Annotated in this window: 16 protein-coding genes; 8 read left to right on the forward strand and 8 right to left on the reverse strand. The window is 73.0% G+C overall.

What is annotated here, in order from left to right; all coding sequences use genetic code 11:
- Positions 1-231 precede the first annotated feature (231 nt).
- On the reverse strand, positions 232-630 hold the full coding sequence (locus AB0447_RS06300) for a DUF5997 family protein (RefSeq protein ID WP_366475343.1): 399 nt from the start codon (positions 628-630) through the stop codon (positions 232-234).
- Positions 631-688: 58 nt separating this feature from the next.
- On the opposite strand from AB0447_RS06300, the gene AB0447_RS06305 reads away from it, so the two are divergent.
- Complete coding sequence (locus AB0447_RS06305) at positions 689-1498, forward strand: LysR family transcriptional regulator substrate-binding protein (protein ID WP_366475345.1); 810 nt, start codon at positions 689-691, stop codon at positions 1496-1498.
- Positions 1499-1650: 152 nt separating this feature from the next.
- A complete protein-coding gene (locus AB0447_RS06310) occupies positions 1651-2595 on the forward strand; it encodes a GNAT family N-acetyltransferase (RefSeq protein ID WP_366475347.1) in 945 nt (314 codons plus the stop codon).
- A 35-nt stretch (positions 2596-2630) separates the two neighbouring features.
- Here the strand turns inward: AB0447_RS06310 and AB0447_RS06315 are convergent, their stop codons facing one another.
- The 3 genes from AB0447_RS06315 to AB0447_RS06325 all read right to left on the reverse strand — a co-directional run bounded on the left by AB0447_RS06315 (position 2631) and on the right by AB0447_RS06325 (position 4514).
- Positions 2631-3020 carry a DUF2267 domain-containing protein gene (locus tag AB0447_RS06315; protein ID WP_366475348.1) on the reverse strand — a complete coding sequence of 130 codons (390 nt, stop codon included), beginning with the start codon at positions 3018-3020 and terminating at the stop codon, positions 2631-2633.
- 160 nt (positions 3021-3180) lie between these two features.
- Positions 3181-3420 carry a DUF6213 family protein gene (locus tag AB0447_RS06320; protein ID WP_366475349.1) on the reverse strand — a complete coding sequence of 80 codons (240 nt, stop codon included), beginning with the start codon at positions 3418-3420 and terminating at the stop codon, positions 3181-3183.
- Between the two features lie 725 nt (positions 3421-4145).
- Positions 4146-4514, reverse strand: coding sequence for an SAV_915 family protein (locus AB0447_RS06325; RefSeq protein WP_366475351.1), 369 nt, complete (start codon positions 4512-4514; stop codon positions 4146-4148).
- A gap of 447 nt (positions 4515-4961) precedes the next feature.
- Here AB0447_RS06325 and AB0447_RS06330 point away from each other — a divergent pair, with 447 nt between their 5' ends.
- The 4 genes from AB0447_RS06330 to AB0447_RS06345 are packed head-to-tail and all read left to right on the forward strand — an operon-like array spanning position 4962 to position 8488.
- Positions 4962-5594, forward strand: coding sequence for a hypothetical protein (locus AB0447_RS06330; protein ID WP_366475352.1), 633 nt, complete (start codon positions 4962-4964; stop codon positions 5592-5594).
- Positions 5595-5599: 5 nt separating this feature from the next.
- Positions 5600-5839, forward strand: coding sequence for a ferredoxin (locus AB0447_RS06335; protein WP_366475560.1), 240 nt, complete (start codon positions 5600-5602; stop codon positions 5837-5839).
- Entirely contained in the window at positions 5832-7223 is a 1392-nt protein-coding gene (locus AB0447_RS06340) for an FAD-dependent oxidoreductase (RefSeq protein ID WP_366475353.1), read from the forward strand. The genes AB0447_RS06335 and AB0447_RS06340 overlap by 8 nt, the downstream gene beginning before the upstream one ends.
- Before the next feature lie 26 nt (positions 7224-7249).
- The gene (locus tag AB0447_RS06345) at positions 7250-8488 is read left to right on the forward strand and encodes a cytochrome P450 (protein ID WP_366475354.1); all 1239 of its coding nucleotides are present in this window, start codon (positions 7250-7252) and stop codon (positions 8486-8488) included.
- A 73-nt stretch (positions 8489-8561) separates the two neighbouring features.
- Here AB0447_RS06345 and AB0447_RS06350 read toward each other — a convergent pair whose 3' ends face one another.
- Complete coding sequence (locus tag AB0447_RS06350) at positions 8562-9857, reverse strand: alpha/beta family hydrolase (RefSeq protein WP_366475355.1); 1296 nt, start codon at positions 9855-9857, stop codon at positions 8562-8564.
- 156 nt (positions 9858-10013) lie between these two features.
- Here AB0447_RS06350 and AB0447_RS06355 point away from each other — a divergent pair, with 156 nt between their 5' ends.
- Complete coding sequence (locus tag AB0447_RS06355) at positions 10014-11459, forward strand: glyceraldehyde-3-phosphate dehydrogenase (RefSeq protein ID WP_366475356.1); 1446 nt, start codon at positions 10014-10016, stop codon at positions 11457-11459.
- A 93-nt stretch (positions 11460-11552) separates the two neighbouring features.
- On the opposite strand, the gene AB0447_RS06360 is transcribed toward AB0447_RS06355, so the two are convergent.
- On the reverse strand, positions 11553-12305 hold the full coding sequence (locus tag AB0447_RS06360) for a hypothetical protein (RefSeq protein ID WP_366475357.1): 753 nt from the start codon (positions 12303-12305) through the stop codon (positions 11553-11555).
- A gap of 21 nt (positions 12306-12326) precedes the next feature.
- Complete coding sequence (locus tag AB0447_RS06365) at positions 12327-12632, reverse strand: hypothetical protein (RefSeq protein ID WP_366475358.1); 306 nt, start codon at positions 12630-12632, stop codon at positions 12327-12329.
- A gap of 305 nt (positions 12633-12937) precedes the next feature.
- Between AB0447_RS06365 and AB0447_RS06370 the strand changes: the two genes are divergently transcribed.
- Positions 12938-15625, forward strand: coding sequence for a SpoIIE family protein phosphatase (locus AB0447_RS06370; RefSeq protein ID WP_366475359.1), 2688 nt, complete (start codon positions 12938-12940; stop codon positions 15623-15625).
- A gap of 135 nt (positions 15626-15760) precedes the next feature.
- Here AB0447_RS06370 and AB0447_RS06375 read toward each other — a convergent pair whose 3' ends face one another.
- Positions 15761-16570: a hypothetical protein gene (locus AB0447_RS06375; RefSeq protein WP_366475360.1), complete on the reverse strand. Its 810-nt coding sequence runs from the start codon at positions 16568-16570 to the stop codon at positions 15761-15763.
- Between the last annotated feature and the right edge of the window lie 5 nt (positions 16571-16575).

Here is a 16575-nt window from a genome sequence, read left to right on the forward strand (position 1 = left end):
GCCGCATTGGCCTGGGCCTTCGAGTCCGAGAGCAGCGCGATGCGCAGCTGCCGGGCCTGGGCCTGGAGGGTGGTGTAGACGGCCGCGCCGTCGCTGGAGGGAGTGGCGAACACCGGGGCCGGGCCTCGGTGGGGCTGTGGTGGCCTGCGGGCCTGCGGGCCTGCGGGCCTGCGGGCCAACGGCCTGCGTGGCTGTGGGCCTGCGCGGCGTCGGGCCGGGCGCGGCCTCGGGTCAGGAGCGCGGGCCGCGGGCGGCGCGCTCCGCGTCGCGCTCCTTGATGCGGGCCGCTTCCTTGCGGACCTCGGCCTGGGTGGCGCGCTCCTTCTGGAGCCACTCGGGCTGCTCCTGCTTCAGCGCCTCGATCTGCTCGGTGGTGAGCGCCTCGGTGATCCCGCCGCGGGCGAGGCCCGCGATGGAGATGCCCAGCTTCGCCGCGACCACCGGCCGCGGGTGCGGGCCGTTGCGCCGCAGGTCCTGGAGCCACTGGGGCGGATCGGTCTGCAGCGCGTTCAGCTCGGTGCGCGAGACGACACCCTCCTGGAACTCTGCGGGGGTGGCCTCGAGGTACACACCCAGCTTCTTCGCCGCGGTGGCGGGCTTCATCGTCTGGGTGCTCTGGTGCGACGTCATGCTCCCCAGGGTATCGAGCGTGTGCGCGACCTCCGACCACGACCGGTAACCTGGCGGAGTGACAGGCTCGGATGTACCCCCTTCGTTCCGGCTCGCGTACGTCCCGGGAGTGACGCCCACGAAGTGGGTGCGGATCTGGAACGAGCGGCTGCCCGACGTCCCGCTGACCCTCGTCCAGGTGCCCGCCTCCGAGGCGTTCGGCCTGCTGCGCGACGGCGGCGCCGACGCGGGTCTCGTCCGGCTCCCGGTCGACCGGGACGACCTCAGCGCGATCCCCCTCTACACCGAGACCACCGTGGTCGTGGTCCCCAAGGACCACCTGGTGGCGGCGGTCGACGAGGTGTCCGCCGAGGATCTCGCGGACGACATCGTGCTGCACCCCCTCGACGACACCCTCGGCTGGGAGAACCCGCCGGGGCGGCCCGCCTTCCAGCGCCCCGCGACGACGGAGGACGCGATCGAGCTGGTCGCCGCCGGCATCGGCGTCCTGATCGTTCCGCAGTCCCTGGCCCGCCTGCACCACCGCAAGGACCTCACCTACCGGCCGGTGACCGGCGTCCCCGAGTCGCGGGTCGCCCTGTCGTGGCCGCAGGAGGAGACCACTCCCGACCTGGTGGAGGAGTTCATCGGCATCGTCCGCGGGCGGACCGTGAACAGCACCCGGGGCCGTGGCCCGACCCCGCCCCAGCCCAAGCGCAAGCCCGCGTCCGGCAAGCCCGCCCATGCGTCCGGCGGCAAGCCCGGCGGCAAGAGCCCCCGGGGCGGTGCCGGTGCCCCCAAGGGAGGCAAGGGCGGCCACGGCGGCAAGAGCGGCGGCAAGGGTGGTGCCGGCGGCGGCCGTCGCGGAAAGCCGCGCGGCCGCTCGTAACACGCGTACACGCGCAGGTGCACGCGGCGGGACGGGGCCGGGCACGAGCCCGGCGACCTGACATCCGGGCCGGTCGGGCCGGGTCCGAGCGCGCACGGGGCCGCTAGGTTCGCGGGGCCACACCGCCCGCCCCCGGATCGACGAGGACTTCCGTGACATCCATCCGCACCGCCCGCCCCGAGGAACTGCCGGCCCTGGCCGAACACCCCGGCGACACCGAGCGCAACGCCGCGACCCGCGCCTACCTGGCGCAGCTCCTCGACAGCAAGTGCACCCGCCCGGAATGGTGCCTGGTCGCCGAGGACGCCGACGGGCGGCCGGCCGGCAGCGTGGTGCTGTGGACCATCCCCGGCCATGCGGTGCCCCTCGCCGTCGTCCTCTTCGAGGCGCCCGCCGACGCCCCGGAAGCCGGAACCGCACTGCTGGACGCGGCCGCAGCCAAGGCCCGGGAGCTCGGCGCGACCGAGCTGGAGCACGTGGTCGATTCGCCCGCCCAGGCCCCGCAGTTCCAGCGGGACCCCGAGCGCCGGGGCGAACTGCTGCGGCAGGCGGGCTTCCGGGTGGTGCGGGACGGGCGGCGGTTCAGCCGCCGGATCCCGCTGGCGGGCCTCGCGGAGCTGCCCGCCGACGACCCCCGGCTGACCTTCCGCTCCCTCGCCGAGCTCGGCCCCGGCGCGTTCACCGACGTACTCCAGGACCTGCTCGCCGACACCGCGGACGCCCGGCTGGCCGCCGACGTATGGGAGCACGGGGCGCGGCGGGCGGCCGAGCTGCTCTTCGAGGAGACGGCGGAACTGCGGCACGAGCCCGACTGGTGGGAGATCGGCTACGACGCCGACGGCACGCCCGCCGTGATCAGCCTGCCGGCCGAGAACCCCAGCGTGCCGGTGATCGGCTTCGTCGGCGTGGTGCCCGCCCACCGGGGCAAGGGCTACGCCACCTCCGTGGTGGTCCGCGGAACCCGCGTCCTCGCGGCGCACGGCGCCACCGAGGTCCGGGGGGACTGCGACGCCGCCAACGTGGCGATGGCCAAGGCCTTCCGCCGGGCCGGGTACGAGAACTTCGCCGACCGCCTCGAGTTCAGCCGCCCGCTCTAGCCGCTGCTCTAGCCGTCCGCTCTAGCCGTCTGCCGTCACGGGGCCTGCGGCCGCCCGAACAGGAGGTCGTAACCCACGGGCAGTTGGAGCAGGATGCGCTCCATGAGCTCGTCGCCCGCCGCGTCGGCCACCACGCTGAGGACCGCGCTCACGTCCCAGGTGGCGGTCGCGTCGGTCGCCCCCTCGATCCAGGCCGCGGTGGCCCGGACGAACCGCTCGGGGTCCAGGGGCTCCGCGGCCTGCAGGGGGTTGAGCAGGATCAGCGCGAACGTCTCCGGCAGCCGGGCCGCCAGGTCGCTCCTGACCTGGCCCACCAGATGGGCACCCAGCAGGCCAAGGACCACTCTGGCCGCGCGTTCCGCCTCCGGTTCGGTGCGGTATTCGCCGCGCTCCCTGACCTCCTGGAGGAACGCCTCCCACCTCATGGGGACCACCACCCACCTGTCCGTGCGCTACCGGGTATGTCCGTTCTAGCATGTCAACCGAACGATGACAATTGTTGAAGTCGTCCTTACAGCGACGTGCGCGGACGTCTGCCGGCCGTGCCGGGGGGCCCTGCTGGGAGCGGCCTGATCGAGACCGCGCTCAGATGTCCTGGCGCGGGGCCGAGGCGAACCCGATGCACTCGACGTCCAGCTGATCGGCCAGCTCGGTCAGCACGCCGGACAGGTCCGCCACGGTCTGCTCGTCGGCGCGCAGCTCCCCGGACTCGGACGAGTGCAGCCAGTCCGCCGCGAGGCTGCGCAGCAGGGCGGTGACGTGGTCTGCGGGTATCAGCAGACCGCCGTCGGCCGCCGGGATCAGCGGTATGGACACCTGGATCATGACCGCCTCCCGTGGCAGCGCTCGGGTCCGGGCCGCCTTCCGACCCGGGGCTCACCGGTGCGGCTACCCCGCCACCCCAGCCCCAACCACACCCGCTACCCCCCGATGTCTCGGCCACGCCGTGGGCGTCGCGGATCCAGGGCCGGCAGCCCAGGCTGGCGGCCCCAGCCCCGCCGGGGTTCGGCCTTTCCAGCCCCGCCGGGGTTTGGCCTTTCCAGCCTCGCCGGCGTTTGAGGCGCGGGTCCGGGCTCGCCCGCGGCACGCCCCCACCCCTGCCGGGCGGTACCACCCCAGCCCCGCCGGGGTTTGGCCTTTCCAGCCCCTCCGGGGTTTGAGGCGCGGGTCCGGGCTCGCCCGCGGCCACGCCCCCACCCCTGCCGGGCGGTACCCCCCAGCCTCGCCGGCGTTTGAGGCGCGGGGTCTGGGGCGGAGTCCCAGTTCGGGAAGGGGCGGGTAGGGGAATAGCTCCGCGCAGCGGCCCCGCCTGTCTGGTGCGGCGCCGTTGCCGGGGGCCAGCCCCCGGACCCCCGCGCCTCAATCGCCGGCGGGGCTGGATGTGCCCTTCGGGCACCCAGCCGGAAGGCACAGCGGGGGCTGGATGAGCAAAACGGGGCTGAGGGTGCCTGCCCGGGTGCGGCGCCGTTGCCGGGGGCCAGCCCCCGGACCCCCGCGCCTCAAACGCCGGCGGGGCTGGAGGGGTCGGGGGCCGGCCCTGCACCCCCGCCTCAAACGCCGGCGGGGCTGGAAGGGCTGGAGGGGTCTGGGGCGGGCCCCCGGACCTCAGCCGTCGGCGCCGGCAAAGGGGTCACGGCAGGGGCCGAGAAGACCGGATCGATGGTGAGCAGGGCGACACCGAGTGGTTCGGCCATGCCGCGGAGCGCGGACTCGGAGAGCCGGACCCACGGCTGCCCGGCGCCCAGCGTCGCGGCCAGCCGGTCCGGGCCGGTGAATCCGGCGGCGGTGCGCTCGCCCAGCGGGGTGCGGAACATCCGGATCGCCACCTCCGCTCCATCCGGCCGGACGGGCACGTACAGGAGTCCGGCCGGGACCTGTTCCTCGGGCTCGGGATCGTCGGCGTACTGGAACAGACACATGAGGTCCTCCTCGAAGAACCACGGTGAACGGCATGGGCCACGCGTCACCGAAGCTATCCCTGCCGCCGGGCCCGCCGGCCACCCCCTGACGGGACCCTTACGGCAACGGCCCCGGTTCATACGGATCACTGACGCGGGGGCGCCCAGCCCAGCAGGCGGCAGCCCAAGCGGCAGCCCCGGCGGCAGCCCCGGCGGGAGCCCAAGCTGCAGGCCCGGCGGCAGCCCAAGCGGCAGGCCCGGCGGGAGCCCAAGCTGCAGGCCCGGCGGCAGCCCCGGCGGCAGCCCCGGCGGGAGCCCAAGCTGCAGGCCCGGCGGCAGCCCGAGCGGCAGCCCCGGCGGCAGCCCCGGCCGGAGCCCAAGCTGCAGGCCCGGCGGCAGCCCCGGCGGCCGTCACCCGCGCGGCCTCCCCCGCTGGCACCCCGCCGCCCGCCCCGGTCAGCTGGAGCGGTGAGACAGCGATCGGCGGACCCGTCCCGCGAGCCCGGCCTGGGCACGCCACGGGCCGCAGGCGTGGCCGGAATCGTCTTCGCCGTCCTGCTGGCCGCGGCGATCGTCCTGGTCCGCACCGCCCTGCCGAGCGGCGACGCCGCCGGCGACACCCCGCTGGACTCCGGCCAGCGGCGGGCCGTCACCACCGCACTGGAACTCGTACCGTTCGCCGGGATCGCCTTCCTGTGGTTCATGGGCGCCCTGCGCGAGCACACCGGCAAGGCCGAGGACCGGTTCGTCGCCACCGTGTTCCTGGGCAGCGGCCTGGTCTTCGTCGCCGCCCTCTACGGCTCCGCGGCGGCCGCCGGCACCGTGCTGGGCAGCGACCGGAGCTCGGAGTTCGGCCGCCACTACGCGTACACGCTGCTCATGACGTACGCGATGCGGATGGCCGCCGTCTTCGTCTTCGCGACCTCGACCATCGGGCGCCGGCTCGGGGTGTTCCCCCGCCCGCTCACCCTCCTCGGCTACCTGGTCGGCCTGGTCCTGCTGGTGGTGGGCTCCGCCGCTCCCTGGTTCGAGCTGGTCTTCCCGGCCTGGGCCCTGGTCATCAGCCTCTACATCCTCAAAGCCGCCCATGAAAGGACCTGACCTTGCTGAGGCTCGTCGTCGATCTCAACCGCTGCCAGGGGTACGCCCAGTGCGCCTTCCTCGCGCCCGACGTGTTCGCCATGCACGGGGACGAGGGACTGCTCTACGACCCGCAGGCCGAAGAGGCCCAGCGGGCCCGGGTGGCGCAGGCCGCCGCCGCCTGCCCCGTGCAGGCGATCCTGGTGGACGAGCTGGACCTGGCCTCCGCGCCGTCCCCCGCCGCCGGTGAGGTGCCCGATGCCTGACACCGCACTGGACCGGCTCAGACGAGAGGGCCGGATCGTGATCGTCGGCGCCTCGCTGGCCGGCCTGCGCGCCGCCGAGACCCTGCGCGAGAAGGGCTTCGCCGGCACGCTCACCATGGTCGGCGACGAGCCGTACGAGCCCTACGACCGCCCGCCGCTGTCCAAGCAGGTCCTGCTGGGCCGGGCCTCCGCCGAGCGCACCGCGCTGCCCCGCCGCCGCGCGATCGACGCCGACTGGCGGCTCGGCGTACCGGCCACCGGCCTGGACATGGCGGCCCGCCGGGTCCGCCTGGCCGACGGCGACGAGGTCCCCTACGACCGGCTGCTGATCGCCACCGGCGTGCGGGCCCGGCCCTGGCCGAACCCGGGCGAAGGCGAGCTCGACGGGGTCTTCGTCCTGCGCACCAGGGACGACGGCGCCGCCCTGGCCCGGCGGCTGGCCGACGGCCCCCGCCGGGTCCTGGTCATCGGCGCCGGATTCACCGGCTCCGAGATCGCCTCCGCCTGCCGGGAACGCGGCCTGGACGTCACCGTCGCCGAACGCGGCGACGCCCCCCTGGTCGGCGCCCTCGGCGGGGTCATCGGCGAGGTCGCGGCCGAACTCCAACGCGAGAACGGCGTCGACCTGCGCACCGGGGTGATGGTCACCGCCCTGGAGGGCGACTCCACCGGACGGGTCCGGGCCGCCCACCTCTCCGACGGCAGCACCGTGGAGGCCGAGGTCGTGGTCGTCTCGCTCGGTGCGATGCGCAACACCGAGTGGCTGGCCGGCTCCGGCCTCGGCGCGGGCCCCCGCGGCATCGCCTGCGACGCCGGCTGCCGGGCCTTCGACATCCGCGGCATCGTCACCGACGACATCTACACGGCCGGCGACGTGGCCCGCTCCCCGCACCCCCTCTTCGGCTACCAGTTCCTGTCCCTGGAGCACTGGGGAAACGCCGTCTCCCAGGCGGAGACCGCCGCCCACAACATGCTCAGCGAGAGCACCGACCGCCGCCCCCACATCTGGGTACCGGCCTTCTGGTCCTCGCAGTTCGGGGTGAACATCAAGTCCGTGGGCGTCCCCTCGATGGGCACCGAGATCCTCATCTCCCAGGGCTCGCGCGCCGAGCGCCGCTTCACCGGCGTGTACGGCTACCAGGGCCGGGTCATCGGCGCGGTCACCTTCGACAACGCGCGGTGGCTGCCCTTCTACGAGCAGCAGATCGAGATCACGGCGCCCTTCCCGCCCCCGTTCGACACCGTCGACCGGCGCTCCGAGGGCCGGCACCCGATGCCCGCGGACTTCCCCGACCCGTCGGTTCCCACCCACGGGCCGACCATCACCCTCAGCGGATACTCGCCGGCCGATCGGCGGATGACATTCACCCCCGCCGGGCACTGACCCGCCAGGCCCCCGGAGGAGCCGTCATGACCGAAGACATCCTGCGCCGCATCCTGGACCCGGCCAGCCGCCCCGACCCGTACCCGCTGTACGAGGAGCTGCGGAAGGCTCCCGTGTACCACGACGGTGACGGGCCGTACGTACTCAGCCGCTACTACGACATCCTGAGCCTGCTCCACGACCCGCGGATCAGCTCCGACTCCCGCAACCTGACGGCCGCCGCCGGCGACCCGCTGGCCGACGCCGAACAGGAGGAGTCCACCACCCTGCCGCCCAGCTTCCTCAAGCTGGACCCGCCGGAGCACGACCGGCTGCGCCGGATGGCCAACCGGCCCTTCGGCCCGCCGCATTCGCCGCGCCGGGTGGACTCGATGCGCGGCGAACTCGACGGGATCGTCAAGGGCCTGATCGACGGCATCGGCGACACCGGACGCATCGACCTGGTCGAGCAGTTCTCCTACCCGTTCCCGGTCACCGTCATCTGCCGCCTGCTGGGCGTGCCGCACGAGGACGAATCGCGCTTCCACGTCTGGGCCGAGACCCTCGCCGCGAGCCTCGACCCCGACCCGGACGCCGATCCCGGCGAGCGCAACAAGGTCGCGCAGAGCGCCCGGATGGAGCTCGGCATGTACCTGGCCGGGCTGATCGAGGAACGGCGCAAGAACCCCCGCGAGGACATGCTCTCCGAACTGGCCGTCGGACACGGCAAGGACGAGACCCTGACCACCATGGAGCTGCTCAGCACCGCCGCGCTCCTGCTGATCGCCGGCCACGAGACGACGGTCAACCTGATCACCAACGGCATGCTCACGCTGCTGCGCCACCCGGACGTCCTGCGCGACCTGCGCGCGGACCCCGGCCTGGCGGTGCCCCTGGTGGAGGAACTGCTGCGCTACGAGCCGCCGGTGCAGCTGGTGCCGAGCCGCACCACCCTCTCCGACATCGAGGTCCGCGGGGTCACCATCCCCAAGGGATCCTCGGTGTGGCTGGTCCTGGCCTCCGCCAACCGGGACCCGGAGCGGTTCCCGGACCCGGACCGGTTCGACCCGCACCGCAAGGACATCCAGCACCTGGGCCTCGGCAGCGGCATCCACAGCTGTTTCGGCGCCCCGCTGGCCCGACTGGAGGCCCAGGTCGCGCTGAGCGAACTGGCCCGTCGGCTGGAGAACCCCCGCCTGCTGGAGGACCCGCCCCCCTACCGCCGGAACGCCGTCCTGCGCGGCCCCCGCCACCTGCCCATCACCTGCGACGGGATCCGCCCGTGACGGATGGCCGTTCCTGCCGTTCCGGCCGTTCCTGCCGTCACGCGTAGGCGGACGGCACGGTCGGAGCCGGTGCTCAGGCGGGTGCGAGGTGCCGGGTGAACCAGTCGCGGGCGAGGGCGGCCACTTCCTCCAGCGCTCCGGGCTCCTCGAAGAGGTGGGTGGCGCCGGGGACGATCTCCAGCCGGTTCTCGCAGCGCAGCTCCGCCTGGGCCTGCCGGTTCAGGTCGATCACCATGGTGTCGCGGCCGCCCACGATGAGCAGGGTGGGCGCCCGTACGCCCGGCAGCCGCGAGCCCGCGAGGTCCGGGCGGCCGCCGCGGGAGACCACGGCCCCGACCTCGCTGTCGGCGGCCGCGGCAGCCCACAGCGCCGCGGCGGCTCCGGTGCTCGCCCCGAAGTAGCCGGTCGGGAGGGGCGTGCGGTGCCGCAGCCAGCGGGTGGTGTCCGCGAGCCGACGGCCCAGGGTCTCGATGTCGAAGACGTTGGCCCGGTCGGCTTCCTCCGCCGGTGTGAGCAGGTCGAAGAGCAGGGTGCCCAGGCCCGCCCGGTTCAGGGCTTCCGCCACCTGCCGGTTGCGCGGGCTGTGCCGGCTGCTGCCGGAGCCGTGGGCGAAGACGACGACCGCCCCGGCGCCCTCCGGGAGCGCGAGCTCCCCGGCGAGCCGGACTCCGCCGGCGTCCACCTCGACCTCGGCGGCCGGGCCCCCGGTCTGCCCCGACCGGCGGTGTGCGGGGCCGGCCGCGGCCTGGGCCAGCAGGGAAACGACCTCCTCGTCGGGGGTCTGGGAGAAGTCCCGGTACCACTCGCCGACGGCGGAGAACCCGGCCGGCGTGGACAGGCACACCACCTCGTCCGCCTCCGTGCGCAGCCAGGGAAGGGCGTCCGGCGGGGCCACCGGTACGGCCAGTACCACCCGGGCCGCGCCCATGGCCCGTACCACCTGGCAGGCGGCCGCGGCGGTGGCTCCCGTCGCGATCCCGTCGTCCACCACGATCACCGTCCGGCCTTCGACCGGCACCCGCGGCCGGTCCTCCCGGAACCTGCGGGCCTGCCGGGCGAGCTCCGCCTCCTGGGTGCGCTCGACCGTCCTGAGGTCCTCCGGTGTGACCCGGGCCCGCCGGACGATGTCCTCGCTGATGACCCGTACGCCGCCCTCGCCGATGGCGCCGAACCCCAGCTCGCGGTGGTACGGGACGCCGAGCTTGCGCACCACGATCACATCGAGCGGGGCACCGAGCTCCTCGGCCACCTGGAAGGCCACCGGGACGCCGCCGCGCGGCAGGCCCAGGACCACGGGACGTTCCTTCTGCAGATGGCGGAGCGATCCGGCCAGACGCCTCCCCGCGTCGGCGCGATGGGCGAACAGCACGGCGGTTCACCCCCAACCCAGGGGATACGGACACCACGCACACACCTACTTCCACGCAACCCCCGGCGCGGCCGGCCCGCAAGTCGGGGCCCGCTTGAATGATCGAAAAGGCGGCGGGTTAGCATATGAGCACCGCCTAGCTCGAAAGATAAACCTGTGACTGTCAATGACGACTCGTTCACCAACTGGAAGAACCGCGAAGAGATCGCGGAGTCGATGATCCCGATCATCGGGAAGCTGCAGCGGGAGCGGGACGTGACCGTCCTGCTTCACAGCCGCTCCTTGGTGAACAAGTCGGTGGTCAGCATCCTCAAGACCCACCGGTTCGCCCGGCAGATCGCGGGCGAGGAGCTCTCGGTCACCGAGACGTTCCCGTTCGTGCAGGCTCTCACCACTCTCGATCTCGGCCCTTCCCAGATCGACATCGGCATGCTCGCCGCCACGTACAAGGCCGACGACCGCGGCCTGTCGGTGGCGGAGTTCACCGCCGAGGCCGTCGCCGGTGCCACGGGTGAGAACAAGATCGAGCGCCGCGCGCCGCGCGACGTCGTCCTCTACGGCTTCGGCCGCATCGGCCGCCTCGTCGCCCGCCTGCTCATCGAGAAGGCCGGCTCCGGCAACGGCCTGCGGCTGCGCGCCATCGTCGTCCGCCAGGGCGGCGACCAGGACATCGTCAAGCGCGCCTCGCTGCTGCGCCGCGACTCCATCCACGGCCAGTTCCAGGGCACGATCACCGTGGACGAGGCGACCAACACGATCGTCGCCAACGGCAACACCATCAAGGTGATCTACGCGAACGACCCGTCCGAGGTCGACTACACCGCGTACGGCATCCAGGACGCCATCCTCATCGACAACACGGGCAAGTGGCGCGACCGCGAGGGCCTCTCCAAGCACCTGCGCCCCGGCATCGACAAGGTCGTCCTGACCGCCCCGGGCAAGGGCGACGTCCCGAACATCGTGCACGGCGTCAACCACGACACGATCAAGCCGGACGAGCAGATCCTGTCCTGCGCCTCCTGCACCACGAACGCGATCGTTCCGCCGCTGAAGGCCATGGACGACGAGTACGGCGTGCTGCGCGGCCACGTGGAGACCGTCCACTCGTTCACCAACGACCAGAACCTGCTGGACAACTACCACAAGGCCGACCGTCGCGGCCGTTCCGCGCCGCTCAACATGGTCATCACCGAGACCGGTGCCGCCTCTGCCGTCGCCAAGGCGCTCCCCGACCTCAAGGCGCCGATCACCGGCAGCTCGATCCGCGTCCCCGTCCCGGACGTCTCGATCGCCATCCTGAGCCTGCGCCTGGGTCGCGAGACCACCCGCGAGGAGGTCCTCGACTACCTCCGCGACGTCTCGCTGCACTCGCCGCTCAAGCGCCAGATCGACTTCACCACCGCCCCCGACGCCGTCTCCATGGACTTCGTCGGCTCGCGCCACGCCTCGATCGTGGACGCCGGCGCCACCAAGGTCGACGGCGACAACGCGATCCTGTACCTCTGGTACGACAACGAGTTCGGCTACTCCTGCCAGGTCATCCGCGTCGTCCAGCACGTGTCCGGCGTGGAGTACCCGACCTACCCGGTTCCGGGGGTCTGATCTCCCCGCGTTGGTTTGCGCAAAAGCGCCCGGCCTGGCGAAAGCCCAGGTCGGGCGCTTTTCCGTGCGGGGGTGGGGAGGCCGGGAGGCCGGTCAGACTCCGACCCGTTCCAGCGCCGGCAGGAACTGGTCGTAGAAGCCCTCCTTGAGGCGCAGGGCCCCCTCCTCCACCTTCTTGAACACCTCCACGAAGGAGTCGGCCGACTCCTCGCGCGCCAGCAGCTCGCTCAGCCTCGTCGCCAGCCGGTCGGGGTGGGTGGTGGACAGCCGGGACACGGTGGCGAGCGGGTTCGCCTTCGCGTCGTGGACGTGGTGCGGGTAGTAGAAGCGGGAGCGGTTCTCCCCGCCGCGGGAGAACACCGGCTCCATCCGCTCCCACAGCCGCCCGTACTCGACGGAGACCAGCACCTCGCCCCAGAAGCGCAGCAGGGTCACCAGCCTCAGGTCGGCGTCGGGGTGGGCGCCCGCGTCGGCGATCAGCTCCAGCGTGCCGGTGATGGCCTGCCGGGTCGCCGCCGTCGGCCTCGTCCCGACCACGGCCGCCCGGGAGACGACGAGCCGGCGCAGGTCCTCCGTCATGTCCTCGCGGTGCGAGGGCGTGTACCCGCGGTCGTCCGGATACTCCTCGCGCAGGATGATCCTCGCGATCCGCAGCGCCACCTCGTCGCCGAGCAGGTCGATCGCCAGGTCGTAGGACGGGGTGAAGGCGAGGGAGAGGAAGCGGCGCTGCAGCAGGATCGCGGCGAAGTCCTCCTCCGCGAGCAGCCCGATGTTCGCCAGGACCGGATGCTGCTCGTAGCGCTCGATCAGCCCGTCCTCGGACCTGTCCAGTTCCTGCATGAGCATGCCGAACCTCTTCGTACCGGTTCACAAGACGATGGTGCTGAGCGAGCCCGGCCAGTCGCCCATATCGATGTCGCGGCCGATCCGCCACAAGGTGTCGAGCTCCTCCTGGACCTTCTGGCCCATGACCGTGCCGCCCCCGTCGATCTCGGTCTGGGGGGAGCGGACGGCGAGCCGGGAGTGCAGGAAGGAGCTGACCAGATAGTGCTCGTCGGCCTTGTACACGGCGATCGACGGCAGGGAGTTGAAGACCCGCACCCGGAGCAGTCCCCGCCGCGCCGCCGGACTGCCCCGGAAGACGGTTTCGAGGGTCCGCAGGCTCGCCCGCACGTCGACCCTCGCCGCGGATTCTCCGGTGTTCGAACCGTCATGCCACCGGTGCGCCAGATGAGTTCAGGGTCACACGCCGTGCGGCGGGCCGCCCCATACCCCGCGCCGGACCGGACCGGGCGGCCGAAGACAGGGCGGTGACCCTGCGTGACCGTCCGGTGACCCCTTCGGCGTCCGGAGCGGCCGAGCGGTGGAAGACGGCGTGTGACCGTGGGGATGCGCAGTGCGCCTGTCGGAGCCCCGGACCCCCGGAAGTGCTACAACTGGTTCGTGACCCTTCCTCGCCTCCCGTGCCGGGCACGTCGGTGCGGTCACCCCTAGGCAAGAGAGCCAGGAGCGTCGCCGGACAGGTATTCGTCCTCCAGGTGGCGATCGTGGTGTTGCTCGCCGCCGGCGCCCTGCTGGCCCTGGTGCTCCAGTCGCGCCTCGACATCGACCGGGAGGCACGCAACCGGTCGGTTTCCGTCGCCGAGACCTTCGCCCACTCCCTGGGTCTTCAGGAAGCACTGAAGTCGCCCGACCCGTCCGCCGTGCTGCAACCCCTCGCCGAGACGACGCGCAAGGCCGCCGGGGTGGACTTCATCGTCGTGATGGACACCAACGGCATCCGGTACAGCCATCCCCAGCCGGATCGCATCGGGAAACGGTTCGTCGGCACCATCGAGCCCTCGCTCGCCGGACGGGTCCACACGGAGAGCGTGCAGGGCCCCCTCGGCAAGGAGATCCAGGCGGTCGTGCCGGTCACCGCGCCCGACGGCCGGGTCGTCGGACTGGTGTCGGCAGGCCTGACGGTGGAGAACGTCTCCGGTGTCGTCGACCGCCAGCTCCCGGTCATCCTCCTGGCCATCGCCACCGGCCTGGCCCTGGCCACCGTCGGCACGGCACTGATCAGCAGACGCCTGCGCCGCCAGACCCACGGGCTCGGCACGCAGGAGATGACCCGCATGTACGAGCACCACGACGCGGTGCTCCACGCCGTCCGCGAAGGGGTGCTGATCACCGACGGCGACGGGCGGCTGCTGCTCGCGAACGACGAGGCCAAACGGCTGCTCGCCCTGCCGGAGGACGCCGAGGGGCGCCACATCGGCGACGTACCGGGCCTGGACCGCCGGATGGCGGACCTGCTGCTGTCCGGCCGGGAGGCCACCGACGAAGTGCTGGAGACCGGAGACCGGCTGCTGGTGGTCAACCAGCGGCCCACCCACCCCCGCGGCCGGCCGGAGGGCACCGCGGTCACCATCCGCGACTCCACCGAGATGCAGGTCCTGACCAGCCGGGCGGAGACGGCCGTCAGACGGCTCAAGCTGCTGTACGACGCGGGCGGCGACATCGGCACCACCCTCGACGTGGTGCGGACGGCCGAGGAACTCGCCGCCGTCGCCGTCCCCCGGTTCGCCGACTTCGTCACGGTCGACCTGGCCGACTCGGTGCTCGAGGGCGACGAGCCCGGCCCGGGCGCCGACATGCGGCGCACGGCGGTCAGCGGCATCCGCTCGGACCACCCCCTCTACCCCCGCGGCCGGCTGATCGACTTCCTGCCGTCCACCCCCCAGGCCCGCGGTCTCGGCACCGGCGAGGCGGAGCTGGTGCCCGACCTGGCCGACGCGCCGGGCTGGCACGCCCAGGACCCGCCGCGCGCCCGGGCCATCGTCGAGTACGGGATCCACTCGCTCATCGCGGCCCCGCTGCTGGCCAGGGGCGTCGTACTCGGGGTGGTCAACTTCTGGCGGTCGCAGAAGCCGGAGCCCTTCGACGACGAGGACCTGTCGCTGGCCGAGGAACTCGTCGCCCGTGCGGCCGTCAGCATGGACAACGCCCGCCGCTACACCCGGGAACACGCCCTCGCCGTGACGCTCCAGCGCAGCCTGCTGCCCCGCGCCCTGCCCGAGCAGAGCGCCGTGGACATCGCGCACTTCTACCTGCCCGCGCAGTCCGGGGTGGGCGGCGACTGGTTCGACGTGATCCCGCTGCCCGGCAGCCGGGTCGCGCTGGTCGTCGGAGACGTCGTCGGGCACGGCCTGCACGCCGCGGCCACCATGGGGCGGCTGCGCACGGCGGTCCACAACTTCGCGTCCCTCGACCTGCCGCCCGACGAGATCCTGGCCCGCCTGGACGACCTCGTACAGCGCATCGACCACGACCGGGACGCCGACGACGGACACGGCGGCATCCTGGGCGCGACCTGCCTGTACGCCATCTACGACCCGGTGTCCCACACCTGCACGGTGGCCCGGGCCGGGCACCTGCCGCCCCTGGTGGTCGCTCCCGACGGCACGACGGAGATCGTGGAGCTGCCGGCCGGGCCCCCGCTGGGGCTGGGCGGCATGCCCTTCGAAACCGCGGAGCTGGACCTGGCGGAAGGCAGCCAGCTCGTCCTGTACACGGACGGGCTGGTCGAGGAGCGGACCCGGGACATCGGCGAGGGCCTGGAGCTGCTCCGCACGGCGCTGAGCCACCCCGACCGGGACCCGCACGAAAGCTGCCGGGCCGTGCTCGACCTCCTGCTGCCCGCCCGGCCGACCGACGACGTGGCGCTGCTCATCGCCCGGACGCGGACCCTCGGCCCGGACCGGGTCGCGCAGTGGGACGTACCGTTCCACCCGAGCGAGGTCGCCACCGTCCGGAACGCCGCGGCGAAGAAGCTCGACCAGTGGGGCATGCCGGAACTCGCCTTCACCACGGAACTGATCCTCAGCGAACTGATCACCAATGCCCTGCGGCACGGCAGGGCGCCGGTGCGGGTACGGCTGCTGCACGACCACGCCCTGACCTGCGAGGTGTGGGACGGCAGCAGCACCGCCCCGCACCTGCGGTACGCCGCCACCACGGACGAGGGAGGGCGCGGACTGTTCCTGGTGGCCCAGCTCAGCGAGCACTGGGGCACCCGGTACACGCCCGAAGGCAAGGTCATCTGGGCGGAACAGGCACTGCCCGGCTCACAGGGCGGCGCAGATCCCCTCCTCGCGTCCTTCCTGGACGTGGAACCCCTCTGACACGGCCCCTCTGACACGGTCCCTCTGACACGGCCCCTCTGACACGGCCCCTCTGACACGGCCCCTCTGACACGGTCCCTCCGAGGCGGTCGCTCCGAGGCGGTCGCTCCGACGCGGCCGCCGCAGGCCACCGCCTCACAGCGGCAGGATCTCGTCCAGGTCCTCGACGTCCGCCAGGTAGGGGCCGCCGTCGGCGGACCGGGGGAGGGACGGCGGGGTACTCCAGGCCGGAGCAGGCCCCGCGGGCCCGTCCTCACCGCGCTCCCGGACCGTGGTCCGCCCGAACCAGCCCTCGTTGACGTAGCGGCCCCGCCACAGCACGGTGCTCTCCTCGGTGGTGACGGACGCCCAGGCATCGCGGCTGCGGTGGCTGAACCGCATGCCGGTGCGGGCGGCGGCGAGGTCGACCCCCGCGCCGGTGACGGCGAGGCCGAGGTCGAGCACGGACTGCGCCCCGGCTTCCTTGGAGATGACCGTGATGGACGGGCCCCCGCGGGCGACCTCGGTGACGATGACCCAGTCCGGGTTCCACCGCAGGCGGGTGTGCAGGGCGATGACGGCCTTCTCGACCGCGTCGAGATTGTCGATGCGGTGGACGCGGACCGCGTGCGACTTGAGGATGAAGGCCCCGCTGCGCCGGAAGTCCACGACGAGCCCTCCGCCGCCGGACACGGGGGCGCCGGCGGCGTCCGGGAGTTGCCCGGAGACCCGGGTGGTCAGGCTGACCTCGGCACCCGAGCTGTAGTCGTAGTCCGCGGCCGCACCCTCGCCCCGGCGGGTGACGGGGATGCCCAGGGCGCCGAGATCGGTCGCCTTCGTCCAACCGCCCTCGCCGAGGACTCCGATGTCGCCCAGCTCCATGACGGTGCCGGGCAGCCATACGGGCAGCCGGCTGAAGGAGGTGCGGCTCTCTCGCCAGTAGGCCTTCAGAAGGGATCCGGTCATTTCGG

It is taken from the genome of Streptomyces sp. NPDC051211, assembly GCF_040689505.1.
Lineage (GTDB): Bacteria > Actinomycetota > Actinomycetes > Streptomycetales > Streptomycetaceae > Streptomyces.

Coding starts and splice junctions, on each gene's coding strand:
- AB0447_RS06315 (WP_366475348.1), bottom strand. CDS start 3,020: ATGAGGTGGGAGGCGTTCCTCCAGGAGGTCAGGGAGCGCGGCGAATAC.
- AB0447_RS06320 (WP_366475349.1), bottom strand. CDS start 3,420: ATGATCCAGGTGTCCATACCGCTGATCCCGGCGGCCGACGGCGGTCTG.
- AB0447_RS06345 (WP_366475354.1), top strand. CDS start 7,250: ATGACCGAAGACATCCTGCGCCGCATCCTGGACCCGGCCAGCCGCCCC.
- AB0447_RS06375 (WP_366475360.1), bottom strand. CDS start 16,570: ATGACCGGATCCCTTCTGAAGGCCTACTGGCGAGAGAGCCGCACCTCC.
- AB0447_RS06300 (WP_366475343.1), bottom strand. CDS start 630: ATGACGTCGCACCAGAGCACCCAGACGATGAAGCCCGCCACCGCGGCG.
- AB0447_RS06340 (WP_366475353.1), top strand. CDS start 5,832: ATGCCTGACACCGCACTGGACCGGCTCAGACGAGAGGGCCGGATCGTG.
- AB0447_RS06360 (WP_366475357.1), bottom strand. CDS start 12,305: ATGCTCATGCAGGAACTGGACAGGTCCGAGGACGGGCTGATCGAGCGC.
- AB0447_RS06325 (WP_366475351.1), bottom strand. CDS start 4,514: ATGTGTCTGTTCCAGTACGCCGACGATCCCGAGCCCGAGGAACAGGTC.